Genomic DNA, 14,422 nt, shown 5'->3' with positions numbered 1-14,422 from the left:
TATTAAATACATCATTATTTATAGAAATTTACTGTACACACCCTTTTTGTTGATTTATATACACAATCTGTATAAAAATTCCCATTAAGGCCATACTAGAATATGAATTTTTAACTTATATCCTAATCGGTCCCAATTTGTCTATAGATTGCAACATCCGGATATGATTTGTCAGTTGATTTAAGTATTACTTTTTCAGGAGTAAATCCTATTCGATATAAATCATTTTTGATTTCATCGTTCATATATTCAATTACTTTCACATTGACAAATTGTTTGGATAGTGAATTGATTAAGGAATAATACTCACTCCTTTTTTGGTACCAATAACTACATTTATTAATAGCAGTATGAAAGTTATTATATAATCTAAATCCAAATGACCAACCTCCAACAACCAAATCTAGATCTTTCTTATTTAATGACTCCATCGCTGTTTTGTAATCAAAAGTGGGGGCTTTGTAAACAATATTATATGAAATCTTTATATCTAAAATAATAATGAAGCTTAACATTATGCTTGTAACACAGGTAAATAAAAATTGTAATTTTGGAAAGTACTTATTTAGCTTGTCTTTCACTGAATATATAAAATATGCTGAAATATATAACACAAAAGGGAATAATATAATGAGTTTTCTCTGAGGATAATCGTTTAAAAAAAGTGTTTGACCTACAAGAAATGAAAAAAACATAAACATTATTATATCTGTTTGGAATTTACTATCTGAACTTTTTAGAATCAGGTAATTTCTAAGCACTTTCTTAGGGTTATCTTTTTTAAATGCAAATACCCCTAACCATAGCGAATTAACAATAATTTTCAAAATACAAAATACAATTGCTACCTCAAAGAGAATTTTGAAATAGCTATTTTTAAAAAAAGAAGAATCTTCAAGAATAGATATAATCGTATGATAAGAATGTAAAAGAAAATGCACCTTTTTAGGATTATATAATCTTGGGGTTAATATGCTATAGAAGTCAAAATCCATTTCGATAAAAAGGTATAGGAATATTATGTATGAAATCAAAGATAAAACAATTCCCGAAATAAGCATTACATTATTTTTGTTAAAAACACCTTGCTTTAATGACCTCGGAGAAAAAAGATAAACTGCTATAGCTGATGGAATTATAAAAAAATTGGTCGGGTATACAAAGAAAACAGAAAAGCCAACAACAAAACCAATACCAAGATCTAGGAAAAGAGAGTATTTTTGATGTTCTTTTCTTCCATTTAATAGATACAAAACCAAAAACATAAAACCTATTTTGAATATACTAGGCTCTGCAATTCTTGTTGCCAGAAGAAATCCTGAACAAGCAATAAAAATAAAACCACTAAAAAATGCTATATAAACACCAAACCTTTTTTTAAAAATTAAGTACAGCGTAATTAAGGAGAATGCGCCTAAGAAAACAGATGGCATTCTCAAGCCATAATAATTATTTCCCAAAAATACAAGAGATATGTAAGTAAAAAGTTGTTCAATTAAATTTGTCCCATTAATGTAGTCTCCAGAAATATAGTTTACCAAGCGGTGATCAATACCTTGAAATAACTGGAATGCATATGTTGTATAATAAAGTTCATCAATTTGACAATAATAAGAAATATCCCACCAAGGGATATCAGCATCCAAGTATAACAATCTTGATATTATATAAATGCTACCAAGCAACGGTAATATAAGTAGCGTAGAATATGCATAAATAGACTTTTTTATTCCCTTTTCTTTAGAGAACTCCAACATTATAAAAACCTCTTTGATTCAAAGCTCAAAAATACAAACTGTTCTACTTGGTTTTTTATCCTAGATCAATTTTAATTATAATTACAGTGAGTATTATATTTATTGCTTAATTCTATTTTAAATGATCTTACAAGTACTCAAATTTTGCGCTTAGATACTGATACCGATATTTTTATCTACAGCTTTATTGTATATGGCAGGGACCCCTATATAAATACCAAAATCAATCGTATTTTTCTTTACTAAGGATTGAGCACCAATAACAGTTTCGTTTCCAATACTAATATGGTCAAAAACAGTAGCAGAAAACCCAAAAAAATTAAGATCCCCTATTTTAACAAACCCACCTATAGTTGTGTTAGCAGCAAAAAAATTATGCGAGCCTATAATTACATCATGACAGATAGTACTATTAGACCAGAAGATATTATTCGATCCAATATTCACAAATGGCTCTATCACACAACCTGACATTATTAAGTTATTAAATCCTATTAACTCTGGGCTCTCAACTACCGCATTTGGTGAAATGATGTTAGTAAATTGATAATTATTATTAGAAATTCTATCAAAAACTAACTTCCTACTTCTCATTTGTTTATAACCAAGAGCAAGAAAAAATTTATACTCATCACAAGAATAATTATCAATTAAATGCGACCATGAAATGACTGGAACTCCGAAAAAAAGGTCCATGGTCTTAAATTCATCATCTACAACAAAAGCTTCTACTTGGTGTAAACCATTTTTTACTGCGTAGTGATAAGCTAATTTCCCCAGGCTGGAACATCCAAATATTAGCAATTTACTCATGCGATTAACCTTGATTAGATTTATATAATCGATGTTCTTCTGGAAGATAAAATTCATCAAGACTTGTTGGCATCCTTACATTCATTCCGATCAATCTTTTACCGTCATCCCCTAATTGATCAATAGTATATTGAGAAACCAGCCGTGGAAAATCAAATCTCTGACGCATGTAAGATCTGCATAAATTAATGGTTAAAGAGTGTCTTGTTTCTAGAGAATTATTATGGCCAGCTGCATGAACTAAACGACCATGAAAAACAATCATATCACCCGCTTGGCATAATGCACGTTTTGCATTTTTATAAAAGAATTCTTCACTGGGCAGCTGTTCATACTTATGTGATCCTGGAAGAAAATACGTTGCACCATTTTCTAATGTAAAATCATTTAAAGGAAAAATAACCCCAAGATTAGTAATATAATTTGGAATAAATCGAGGGCTGTCTACATGAATCCTACTTCCATAATTGCCGTTGCCAGGAAAAAGTGACGATGATTGATATGCGTACACAATACAGGTTGGAGCAAGTAACTTTTTTACGTATTTATTCAAAGTCGGATTATCTAATAACTTGGCCATGTGAACACCTCGGGCCATGCAGTTGTGTACCATACCCTTATCAAATACATTTGGATAATTGACCTTATCCTCTTCGATTGCCGCTTCTAATTCTTCCAATAAGACTAAAATATCGTTTCTATCTAATACATTCTTTATTACTAGAAGTCCATCATCATTAAAATCTGCTTTTAAATCCCTAACCATAATCCACACACTCTTATTTAATAAATATGAATCTCAAGTACTTAAATAGGTCTGAGGAATAAGGCAGAATAACTTTTAAATAATTTTCAATCTGAGTTATTTCCTCTTTACTACTTTGCTTAATTAATAAGCCCTGCCCTAAAAACCAATCATGCTCAGTAATGCATTTGCTAAACCCAATTTCTTTAGCTAAATTTTCAATTTCATTAGGGTCAAAACCGAGCTGATTTGTTTTTATTGGCTCAGCCTTTTCAAGCATTGAAGCGTTTAAACCAAAATTCTCCTCATAATAATTTCCATTATGTAGAGCACCTATAATTTCCCTCTTAATAATAGGATTTTCTATATTTGTATTCATTCTCTCCATTTCTAGCATTTTCTCAATGAATGCCCGATTTGGATTTAAATCGCAATACAATACCCCACCATTCTTAAGTACTCTGTGTGCTTCCAATAGAAATGGTTTTACGCTAGATAAATGGTCCATAAATGAATAAGCTGTAGCAAAGTCAAAAGTGCACTCTTTAAAGTGGGTGTTTTCTGCTAAACTTTCATGGAGGAATACGTTTCCAGGGCTAAGATCGACCAGTTGCATCATATCTTGAGTTATATCTACACCATGTACTTCTTCAAATAAATCACATACCAGATCGATAATAAATCCAGTTCCACATCCAAAATCTATTATTTTTCTATTAGTTAAATTGGGTAGCATATCAATACATCTTAAAATATTTTTCCTTACCTTTTCTTTGTTTTCGGGATAAAAATGGGGGCTTTTTTGATATTCTCCTGATTTAGCCAAACTAGAATGTACATAAATATTTGCTTCGATTGTTTCATTGGCATATTGTGTCTTCATCATACTTTTTTTCCAATCCTATTAAATTTATTAAATGCCCATTGTTATACTTTCGCCGAATTAGATAAGTTGGTCTTGCCTTCACCTCTGTGAATATTTTAGATAAGTATATTCCTATAATACCTAGAGAAGAAGTAATTACACCACCAACCATGAGAATAAGCGTTGCAATTGAGGTCCATCCGATAGGGATATTCTGATTAGTTGCCCTTTTAATAATTAGAAATATTGTTAAGCATAGTGAAAGCAATATGAAATTAAGACCTAAGTAAAATATGAATATTAGTGGCTTATTACTATAGGAGGTAATGGCTTCAACAGACATTTCAAGTCTCTTCTTAAATGTATACGTTGTAAAACCATCATAATTTTTTGTGATTAAAACTTCTTTTCTATTAAATCCAGCATCAATCCATATAGCTGGATAAAAAATTTCCTTTTCATTATAGCTTAAAAGAGCTTTCAGATAATTTCGTTTCATTAATCGCGAAACACCTTCATTATTTTTAATTTTTGTATTGGATAGAAAATTGAATGTCTTATAGAATAATTTACTAAAAAATCTCTTAATAAAAGTCGATTTTTTCTCCTCGATAATACCTACAACAATATCAGTTTCAATGTCTTGATTTATTGCGTTTATAAATAGCTCTAGGTTTTCAGGCTCTTCTTCCAAATCTACATCAATAAGAAAAACCATATCTCCAATTGCCTCTTGTAGGCCGCACTTCATTGCTTTATGGTGTCCAAAATTCCTTGATAAATCAATTAAGTGCACCCTACTATCACTATTGCAAATATCTAAGGCAATGCTTTTTGAATTATCAGGCGAACCATCATTAACTAAAATAATTTCATAGTTTTTTATTTTTAAATTATGTAGTGTTTTAGTCATTCGATTATAGAATTCATGGATATATTTTGATGAGGAGTAAAGTGTAGTTACGATTGAAAGTTGCATAATTAACTCTTAGTTATTAGATTTTGATTAACCCCAGCACAGAATATTGTATCTACAATCGATACATTGTGATTAAAATCGCTGGCAATTTGTGGGTATGTGGGATAATTTCCATAAGTAAACCAATCAACTGCAATCTTTTCTAATTCAAAAAGCTCTGTATTTAGATACTCCTTTGCTTTAGGGCCACTTACATAAATATCAGCTTTACAATCCTTACATAAATTCAATAATTTTTCAGACCGGTCCCCTGTAAGTGAAAAATCAGAGGATAGCAGTATTTTTGTTTTAATTTGAAATAAATCACATATGACTTTTATAAATTTATAATTTATTTCACTTAAATACGTTTCATTTGAGCTGAGGTACATCTCTTCAAAATAGCTAGAAAATTCTTTATAGTAAGGGGCTTTACTATAAGTATGTCTGAGCTTTTGCCAATGCTTATGATTCCAGGCAGCTAAAGCAATTTTGGTATCTTTAATTTTTTGGTCCAAGTGGTCATGGTATACTGGTATAGTTAGCCACTGCAATCCAGAATTAGTATTTATTATATTTCTGTTACGCCAATCATTTTTGGTAAACTGTGCGTCATCATAAATAATAAATTCATCTACAGATTTAATTAGCTCAAAATACCCTTTCCATGGAATATAATTTGACTGTAAGATTGCAATTTTCTTCTTCATTAAATAAAAAACCCTATTTGCCTCTGCGCTGATTGGAATTGTATACTATAGCTAATGTATATCAATTTGTTTTTTCATAATTTTCCTCCAAATTGGAATACACAAACCCAAATTTAATAAAGATAATAGATATTAATAATCCCTTTTATATTGAATATGCTTTTGCTTTTTTTGAATGAGACACAAATAACCATGCCTAAAAAAATAAAATCCGCTCGCTATACCGTAATTTTCTTTTCAATATACAGTTATGTATCAAATTTGCTATTTATCTTGATTGATTTAATTCCACAATTTCTTAGACAGCCACTGTTTTATTTAGTTTTTAAGAAGTATGGAAAACAAAGCATGATAGATTATAAATGTTACTTTAGATATCCATGGCGTATATCAATTGGCCATCAAGTTGCCATTAACAGAGGGTGTCAATTCTTTCCTTCAATGAGATCATATGAAGGCTGGATTATAATCGAAGATAATGCAGTTCTGGGCCCATATGTAAAGGTTTTTTCTGCAGGACATGATTACTCTGATTTAACCTTACCAGACACATCAGCCCCTGTGGTTATTGGTAAATACACTTGGATAGGTGGCAACAGCACGATTCTTCCCGGTGTTAAAATTGGAGAAGGCGCCATTATAGGAGCGGGATCAGTTGTTGCTAGGGATATTCCAGCTTACTCAGTTGCAGTGGGCATTCCTGCAAAAGTCATTAAAATGCGTGAATGTGGCCAAGCTCCTAAAGAAATTGCCGATAATCTTAGATCTTAATTTCAAGATCCAAATTTATATCTTCGTTATGCTTTAATCTCTCTAGGAAAAACAAAGTTATTAAGCAATAAATATAGTACAACTGCAACAGTTGGGATGGCTGCCAATTGAACAATTTGATGGGGATAATTATAAAACTTGGTAAAAAATACATGCATAAATATGTTCACAGATAATCCAACAACATGAGCCATAGCAAATCTTATAAAGGCTGTCTGCATATTCCCTGCATACATGAAAGAAATTTTGTAGTGCGAAAAATAAGACATGAGAAAACTAATGGGGTACAAAAAAGTGATAGTTGCTTCGGGGCTTAATCCAATTTCAGTTACCCCTATGTACAATAGGTAACCCGAGAGATTTACCAAAACACCAATAATACAATAACGTAAAAATCTCATATTAAGCTTAATTTTTAGTTTGTTGGCTATTCTACTTTAGCTAACTTCTAAAGCCAACTCACCTAAAAAACATATCTAATAAATTAAACACAAGAATGATCCTCCAATTGCTAAATAAATGCTTTTTTCCCTTTTATCAAAACCAAGAAATACAGCGCAAAAAAAGCACTGGAAGGATGAAATATAGTACCCCATTGCATTGAAATAAAAATAATAAGACTAAACACAGTGCAAGCCCATGCGTCAGATTGAGCTGCATTAAAATAATTTTTTTTGAGCATATAATAGTAAAAAATTAGGGCTGATAAACCATAAGAACTTAAAAGCCCTAGCAAAAATGATACAGAATCTGTTTCTTCAAACCCTTTTCCTCTAAAACCAGAGCTAATGTAATCATTAAAATTATATATTCCCCTACCCATAAAATAGGGGCTGTTCTTAAATATTTCCCACTGGTTTTTCCAAACCCAGGGTCTATACATCTGCACATAGATATCATGGGTTGATAAGTTTGTCTGGCCCCTTAAGAAGAATTTACTAACTATGGTCAGATCTTTAAATTTATAAATAATTAATTGCGAGTAACCAATGAAGAGGGTAAACAGTGCAGTTGCTAAGAGAGATAAAAGAAATAAAATCCATTTATTTTTTATTTTTCTTAAAAGCAAATATAAAGTAGCGTATAAAATTAAACATAATAGAGCCGTCCTAACATAAGAAAATATAACAAAATATAAACTCAGAGCACAAATAAATTTATTCTGTTTTAGTGTTTCAATGTCTTTAGTGCATAAAATGAACACAAAAAGGGATAGAAATGCTGTATTAGCTATATTTGGAAAAAAGGAAACTCGCCAATCCCCAAACTCATCGTTCGAAGTACCAACAATTACACTCCATGGAGAAATATCCGTACAAAAATAAACAAAAAAAGATAGGCAAACAAGCAGAAAGTAGATTTTAAATAATGCCTTAATTTTGAGCTTTGTACTATTTATTTCTAGCCATGAAATCATTAATAAAAATAGTATTAACCTAAAAGATGAATGGATATTGTTATTTATGCATCCCCAAACTAGTACTACCAGGACCATTAACATTAAAGGCCAGGCTCTAAAAATTATGCTAAAAAAAATCTCTTGAAACATTACTATGGATACTAGAAACACTGGAATAAGTATCATTAAATACTTAACAGAACCTATTTCAACCACTTCATTTTGGCCGATAGTAATAAGTGTAAAAAGAGAAATCAAAAGAAATAAGGTGAATAACCCAGTATGTTCATATTTGCTAAAATCAAAGTTACGCATATTTCATTAGTCCCATAACCACTCAGTGGTATTATAAAACTTTAGAATAGTTTAGATTTCGAACGTTATAATTCAACCTTTTTATAATCTGCTTTTTTAAATCTAAACACAGAAGTCCATGGCATTGGGTGGACATTAGCAGCTACTCCCCAAGTAATTAAAAACTCCAATAGCATTCCAAAAGCAGAGCCGACACTAGCTCCAACTAAACCCCAAGTCTCTATTACTAAAAAAGTCAAAAATATACTAACTACCCCACAAGAAATAGTAATAATCGAAATAACATATGTCTTGCATTCATAATGAAGGTAGCTAGTGACTAAATAGTACATCCCATGTAAGGCTTGCATTAATATAAGCCAGTTTAGAACACTTGCCGCCTCTATATAATTCGGGCCCGCTAAAAACAAAATTATTGATGGACCTAATAGTACAGAAAATAATGGAGCTAACAGTAATAAACCAAAATAATAATAAGTCATCCTTATGATAGCTATTTTTTTACTGAAGTCATTCTCTTTTAGAATTGCGAACAATTTTGGAACAAACGCTTTATTGAACGACTCATTTAATAAATTAAATCCTAATGCAATCTGAACAGCTACCATATATAGTCCAGCACTCGTAGCCCCTAATTTATAATTTACAATCATTCGGTCAATTGTAAGCATAAGCATTGCCCCAATTACATGGGGTATAAGTGGTAAACCAAACGACAGAGCATCCTTCATATACTCAAAATTAATTTTTAAACTGAATCTAAATTCTCTGTTTAAAGAAAAGTAACTCATAAGGCCAAAGATAATTGTTGTAACAGTATATCCAACTAACCTACCTTGATAGCTTTTTAATAGAAAAATTGTTAATACGATGCTTAAACTAAAATTGATTAGACCTAAAAAAAACTGAAAAATAATATAGGGTTTAGGTTTTTCCTGTACCTGCCAAATCACTAGCCTGAGCTGAATCAAAAATGCAAAAAAAGCTACGACAACTACACAATACATCCAAAATGGATCTATTCCAGTTATTTGAACGAGTGCGTTTTTAGCACAAAATATAAGCACGAGCACAAAAAGTGTGCTGATAATTAGTATTAATACGCAAGAAAATAGATATTCTGAGATTTTAAATACGTCTTGATCAAACCAACGTTTAGACAGACCACTATGAACATTAAACCCTATAATTGGATTTAATAAACTGATTAACGTGATGAAGATCGCAACATTTCCATATTCTTCCGGGGACAAATATCTCGTCAAAATAGGCAATAAAAAAAAGGGAATCATTGCTACTCCAATGTTCCCTAAAACATAAATACTCACATTTTTTTTAAAATTCAACATTTAAGGGCAATAAAAAAAACGAGAATCATATACAGATATCTAAACATCATATACTGCTTTTTTTAATCGCCACTCTGAATCAACAAAATCCCAAATATGTGGACTTCGCCAGCTATCTATCACTTCGATAAACTCATTCTCAGTAATATTGCAATACTCCAAAAATACATTATAGTATTTTGCAGGAAATTCACCATCATAGCGCTTGACCAATGCCACTCCTTCTTCCCTATCAATTTTTCCATCTCGTATTTCGTGCGCTGTATCCGATGTGGTTCGACCAATTCCAAATTTTATATAGGCTAAATAATAATGAAACCCATCAATTTGATCATCTAAACTGGCATATTTGGAATATGTGCCTTCCGAGCGCTCAGGATTTGGGGTAAACCCAGTATTATCTTTAGCATAATAATAACACTCTTGAGGATCCCAAAATTTATAATAACCAAAAAAATGTATCTCTGTTTTATTATTTTGAATTAATTCAAATTTCGGAGACTGAAATGGCGAAAGATCCATTTCAGAAATACCATATTGTTGCCAAAATTCTGGAGGCATTCCAGAAAAATAGTGCTTATCGTGATCTGTTATCTCTCTAGTCGGTGAAAAGGCATTTTTCATGCACCCACCATACTCAACTTCTCCATTTTCTCCATACATTATTAAAGAAACTTTATGCTGGATAGCCATTTTCAGAGGAAAGTTTGTTTGACCATAAATGAATGGTTGAAATGGATCTCCTAAATGTTTAAAAGCCAGTTCTGTTAGTAGTTTCGTTGTTTTAGGATTTGGAGTTCCTAATATGTGGTCAAAACCAGAACGTATAAAATTATCTAAGTTTTTACGGCCGATTTCAGTAGGAATTAGTGGGGCCCAAGTTACGCATAATGGATTCATGCCGTACTTATATTTAAGTTGATGCGCGACGAAACTACCGTCTTTACCACCACTACAAGGGACAATAACATCATAGCTACCATCATATTTTTTATGCTTTTCACACAAATCTAATAACTCTTTTTCTCGAAAACTCCAATCTATTTTAGTCCTCTTATACTCCGCATAGTTGCAAGCGCTGCATACCCCTGCTTCGTCAAAAGTTATTCTTGGACGCTGATTTGAAACGGTACATTTCTTACAAAAACGAATTTCACTCGGTAAGTTATATAATTTTTGTGTGTCTTTTTTTTCAATCATAGTCAAAGCTCAATAACAAAAGAAATGGGAGGATTTTAAAATTCAGTGAATCATATTACAACAAGGTCTTTATATCCATGTCAAACCATAATTAAAATTCAGCAGTTATTCATATTGTAATGCACCTCTATTTAAATCCTATTTTCAATTTATTGACTATAGGTATCAATCTTCTTAAAATTCATTTTCTTTTAGCACATATTAAAAAGGCATGATGCAAACAAAAGCGGCCAATACTTTGAGTTTAACACCTAACTCTAGAGATTTTCTAATCATTAAATCAAGAACATCCGAAGACTTAAAAATTAATTTATTATACCTGTTAAAACAAATATACAACCTGAAATGGCCTATTTTTTTTATCATCTCCTTTTCTCTGTTCACTGGAGTATATTTCTCTAGTCACTTAAAGCCACAGTATGTCACTAATATTATCTTAAAAAAACCCGAGAAGTTTTTGTATTTATTTCCAAATATATATAATTTAATATATATGAACAATAAGGAATCACACTACAATCCTGAATTTAAGCTATTTTTACAATTCAAAAACGAATTAAAAAACGCCCAGAATATTGAAGGTTTTTATAAAGAAAAACCTTTTAATCAAAGTTTAAAAAATACTGTTTTAGTACAAGAGAAGCCTGATGGTTACATATACCTATCTTTAACATCAGATAATCAGGAAATGTCTAAAAATGCCTTATTAGAATATGTATCACTAATAGATAACAAAGTGCTATTTGATTATGTCCAAAAGCAAAAGAAAATTGGATTGAATTTAATAAAAATTAGAAATGATAAAATAAAACTCCTTACAGAAATTTCACCAATAAAAAATGCTGATCAAATAAAGCGCTTAGAAATTGAAAAGGCAAACATATCTGCGTACTTAGACCACAAGTTATCCATAGACAAGGTTAATTGCTTCGTATTTGCTCTACCTCTTGAAACCAAAATAATAAGCAGAAAAGCAACTAAAAATCTTATTGTCTTATTTAGTTTGCTGTCTGGGCTTGCGATCTGTCTTGGAATAATAATATATAAAAGTAATATTTCTGAGCTCAGCATTCAGGAGCTCATTAAAACAACTTAACATGATACCTAAGTTTATTTAGTTTGCTCTATCAATTTTATACCAGGTTATAGTACGTGCAATGCCTTCTTCTGCCGTATAGATTGGAGACCAACTCAGGATAGATTTGATTTTATTCGTACTAAGCTCCAAAGAGCTGAATAGCCTTATGTAAACCCCGTTTAAACCCACTAACTTTAAAAAGACTGAGATTAACCCTATAGGTACTGGAAATAATCTAGGATTCTGCTGGAATTGGGTCGCAATTAATTTTAGCAACTGGCTAATTGATAAAGCCTCATTGTCTGATATTAAAAAAACATGATTGGCTGCTTTCTCATGCTCCACTATCAAACATAACGCCGAGATCAAGTTATCCAAATACAAAAAGCTTCTTCGATTTTTAACATTTCTAAAAGGCATAGGAACGTTCTTATGTACTAATTTGATCATTTTCAGAAAGTTAGCTTTCACACCAGGCCCATATATTAAAGGTGGCCTCAAAATAACATATTCCATTCCCGTATTTTGACATATTTCTTGTAGATGTTGTTCCGCATAATACTTGCTTAACGCATATGGGTCCTCAGGCAACGCAATAACTTCCTCTGTGAAGGCTGTTCCATTTGTAAACTCACCATTCACTTTAATGGAGCTTAAATATATGAAGCGTTTAACCCGACATAAGGCTGCTTGTTCAGCAAGAGCTTTTGTAGCTTCTGAATTGACCTTACAATACTCATCAATAGGAGACAGGGACTTATCATTCATGATATGAACTCTTGCAGCCAAGTGAATAACTACCTCAACCCCACTTAAAGCATTACTCCAATCTTGGGGATCTTCGATTCTATTGATCAAATATTGTTCCGTATTTAACCAATCAACTTTGCGGGTGACAGCGCATGTTACCTCATGACCAGCATGGACCAATGCTGGTACAAGCGCTTTACCAACAAAACCTGTTGCACCAGTGACTAAAATTTTAGACATAATACCTTATTATATTCAACCGTTAATGATGTACATTTTACTATAGCAACCGATTAAACTCTCTATTGAGTTAAATTTATTTTACACCTATCATTGCATAAGTTTTTAACTAACCAAATCCATTATTTTTTAATGAATATTTTATATCTTCATGGAGTTTCATCGTTTGGTGGTTCTACCAAAAGTTTACTTGAGCTTTATACCCAATTAAAGTTACTTGGAGTACAAGGAACGGCTCTCTGCCCCAAAGGCTACTCCCAAAAAGCCTTATTAGACGCCGGAATGAAAACATACTCCTGCATGGGAGTTTCTCAGTTTGACAATACCTTATATAGTCATTACAAAGGGCTGCGTTGGATAATCTTGCTTCGAGAGTTAGTTTACTTGCTCCCCACTATCTGTGCATTACTCAAAATTAAACTACAAAAAAACCATTTTGACATCATCCATGCAAATGAGATTACTTTACTGCCGATAGCCACTATTGCCAAAAAACTGTTTAAATGCCCTTTGATTGTTCACGTAAGGTCAGTCCAAAGAGGAGACGCTAAGGATAGACGTACAAAATGGCTATTTAATTTTTTGAAAAAGAAAGCAGATGCCATTGTGGCCATTGACGAAACAGTAAAAGGCTCCTTACCCCAATATTTAACTATCCAGGTAATCCATAATGGTATTAATCTTCCCGAAAATATCCCTGCCAAATCATTAGTTGCGGGGAATGAGTTACCCAAAGTCGGTATTGTCGGCATGCTTCTTCGTTTAAAAGGAATTTATGAGTATCTTGAAGCCGCTCGCATTCTTATCCAAGAAAAACAGATTAAAGCTCAATTTGTAGTGGTGGGTGAAAATGCAAGATCATCTAAAGGACTTATGGCTTGGGTATATAAGAAGTTGGGGTTTTCAGATGATATTATGGGAGACATGTTAGCTTATATAAAACAACATCAATTAGAAAATTATTTTACTGTTAAAGGGTTTGTTAAAGATGTTCGATCAATATACAGCGATTTAGATATATTATGTTTTCCTTCCTATCTTAATGCAGCCGGAAGACCTGTTTTTGAAGCAGCTCTATATGGCATTCCAAGCATTGTTGCGATCAGTGATCCAAAATCGGATACAATCATCGACAATGAAACGGGTCTTTGTATAAAATCCGCGTGCGCTGCATCTCTTGCCAATGCTATTGATGCATTGGTAACAAACCCTGATGAGAGAATGCGCTTAGGAATTAATGCTCAAAAACAAGCTTTTTTACATTTTGACATTAAAGCGAATGCAAAAAAAATGGTTACTATTTATAACAATGTATTAGGGGCACCGCCATTAAGCTAATTATCCGAGCCGCGACTGTGAGGAAGCGAGATCTTTGCATTACCTTATCGCTTGCTTACGCGCGCGACTCGGATAAAAATCCATTAACTTAATGACAGTATATGTTAGAGGCTGCTGGCAATTTATTATCTTGA

Annotated in this window: 14 protein-coding genes; 3 read left to right on the top strand and 11 right to left on the bottom strand. The window is 32.1% G+C overall.

Annotated features, from left to right (window positions below; translation table 11 throughout):
• Window positions 1-122 precede the first annotated feature (122 nt).
• From Lwal_RS01155 to Lwal_RS01130, 6 genes are all read right to left on the bottom strand, one after another.
• Window positions 123-1,757: an ArnT family glycosyltransferase gene (locus tag Lwal_RS01155; RefSeq protein ID WP_058479098.1), complete on the bottom strand. Its 1,635-nt coding sequence runs from the start codon at window positions 1,755-1,757 to the stop codon at window positions 123-125.
• 150 nt (window positions 1,758-1,907) lie between these two features.
• The gene (locus Lwal_RS01150; RefSeq protein ID WP_058479097.1) at window positions 1,908-2,570 is read right to left on the bottom strand and encodes an acetyltransferase; all 663 of its coding nucleotides are present in this window, start codon (window positions 2,568-2,570) and stop codon (window positions 1,908-1,910) included.
• A gap of 4 nt (window positions 2,571-2,574) precedes the next feature.
• The gene (locus Lwal_RS01145; RefSeq protein ID WP_058479096.1) at window positions 2,575-3,336 is read right to left on the bottom strand and encodes a phytanoyl-CoA dioxygenase family protein; all 762 of its coding nucleotides are present in this window, start codon (window positions 3,334-3,336) and stop codon (window positions 2,575-2,577) included.
• Between the two features lie 13 nt (window positions 3,337-3,349).
• Window positions 3,350-4,201 (bottom strand): class I SAM-dependent methyltransferase, encoded by an 852-nt coding sequence (locus tag Lwal_RS01140; RefSeq protein WP_058479095.1) that lies wholly within the window; start codon window positions 4,199-4,201, stop codon window positions 3,350-3,352.
• Entirely contained in the window at window positions 4,176-5,159 is a 984-nt protein-coding gene (locus Lwal_RS01135; protein ID WP_058479094.1) for a glycosyltransferase family 2 protein, read from the bottom strand. Before Lwal_RS01135 ends, Lwal_RS01140 begins: the two co-directional genes overlap by 26 nt.
• A 2-nt stretch (window positions 5,160-5,161) precedes the next feature.
• Window positions 5,162-5,848: a WbqC family protein gene (locus Lwal_RS01130; RefSeq protein WP_058479093.1), complete on the bottom strand. Its 687-nt coding sequence runs from the start codon at window positions 5,846-5,848 to the stop codon at window positions 5,162-5,164.
• Window positions 5,849-6,040: 192 nt separating this feature from the next.
• Here Lwal_RS01130 and Lwal_RS01125 point away from each other — a divergent pair, with 192 nt between their 5' ends.
• A complete protein-coding gene (locus Lwal_RS01125; RefSeq protein WP_058479092.1) occupies window positions 6,041-6,619 on the top strand; it encodes an acyltransferase in 579 nt (192 codons plus the stop codon).
• 26 nt (window positions 6,620-6,645) lie between these two features.
• On the opposite strand, the gene Lwal_RS01120 is transcribed toward Lwal_RS01125, so the two are convergent.
• From Lwal_RS01120 to Lwal_RS01105, 4 genes are all read right to left on the bottom strand, one after another.
• Entirely contained in the window at window positions 6,646-7,020 is a 375-nt protein-coding gene (locus Lwal_RS01120) for a GtrA family protein (protein ID WP_058479091.1), read from the bottom strand.
• Window positions 7,021-7,130: 110 nt separating this feature from the next.
• Entirely contained in the window at window positions 7,131-8,333 is a 1,203-nt protein-coding gene (locus tag Lwal_RS01115; protein ID WP_058479090.1) for an O-antigen ligase family protein, read from the bottom strand.
• Window positions 8,334-8,398: 65 nt separating this feature from the next.
• Window positions 8,399-9,682: a lipopolysaccharide biosynthesis protein gene (locus tag Lwal_RS01110; protein ID WP_058479089.1), complete on the bottom strand. Its 1,284-nt coding sequence runs from the start codon at window positions 9,680-9,682 to the stop codon at window positions 8,399-8,401.
• Between the two features lie 39 nt (window positions 9,683-9,721).
• Window positions 9,722-10,882: an N-acetyl sugar amidotransferase gene (locus Lwal_RS01105; RefSeq protein ID WP_065235633.1), complete on the bottom strand. Its 1,161-nt coding sequence runs from the start codon at window positions 10,880-10,882 to the stop codon at window positions 9,722-9,724.
• Between the two features lie 211 nt (window positions 10,883-11,093).
• Between Lwal_RS01105 and Lwal_RS01100 the strand changes: the two genes are divergently transcribed.
• Window positions 11,094-11,978, top strand: a complete 885-nt coding sequence (locus tag Lwal_RS01100) for a hypothetical protein (RefSeq protein ID WP_133141219.1) — start codon at window positions 11,094-11,096, stop codon at window positions 11,976-11,978.
• 18 nt (window positions 11,979-11,996) lie between these two features.
• On the opposite strand, the gene Lwal_RS01095 is transcribed toward Lwal_RS01100, so the two are convergent.
• Window positions 11,997-12,950 carry an NAD-dependent epimerase/dehydratase family protein gene (locus Lwal_RS01095; RefSeq protein WP_058479087.1) on the bottom strand — a complete coding sequence of 318 codons (954 nt, stop codon included), beginning with the start codon at window positions 12,948-12,950 and terminating at the stop codon, window positions 11,997-11,999.
• A 132-nt stretch (window positions 12,951-13,082) separates the two neighbouring features.
• Between Lwal_RS01095 and Lwal_RS01090 the strand changes: the two genes are divergently transcribed.
• Window positions 13,083-14,288, top strand: coding sequence for a glycosyltransferase family 4 protein (locus tag Lwal_RS01090; RefSeq protein WP_065235635.1), 1,206 nt, complete (start codon window positions 13,083-13,085; stop codon window positions 14,286-14,288).
• The last annotated feature ends 134 nt before the right edge of the window (window positions 14,289-14,422 follow it).

The organism is Legionella waltersii, from assembly GCF_001468085.1.
Classification (GTDB): Bacteria; Pseudomonadota; Gammaproteobacteria; order Legionellales; family Legionellaceae; genus Legionella; species Legionella waltersii.
This window is presented reverse-complemented; position numbering and strand designations above follow the sequence as displayed.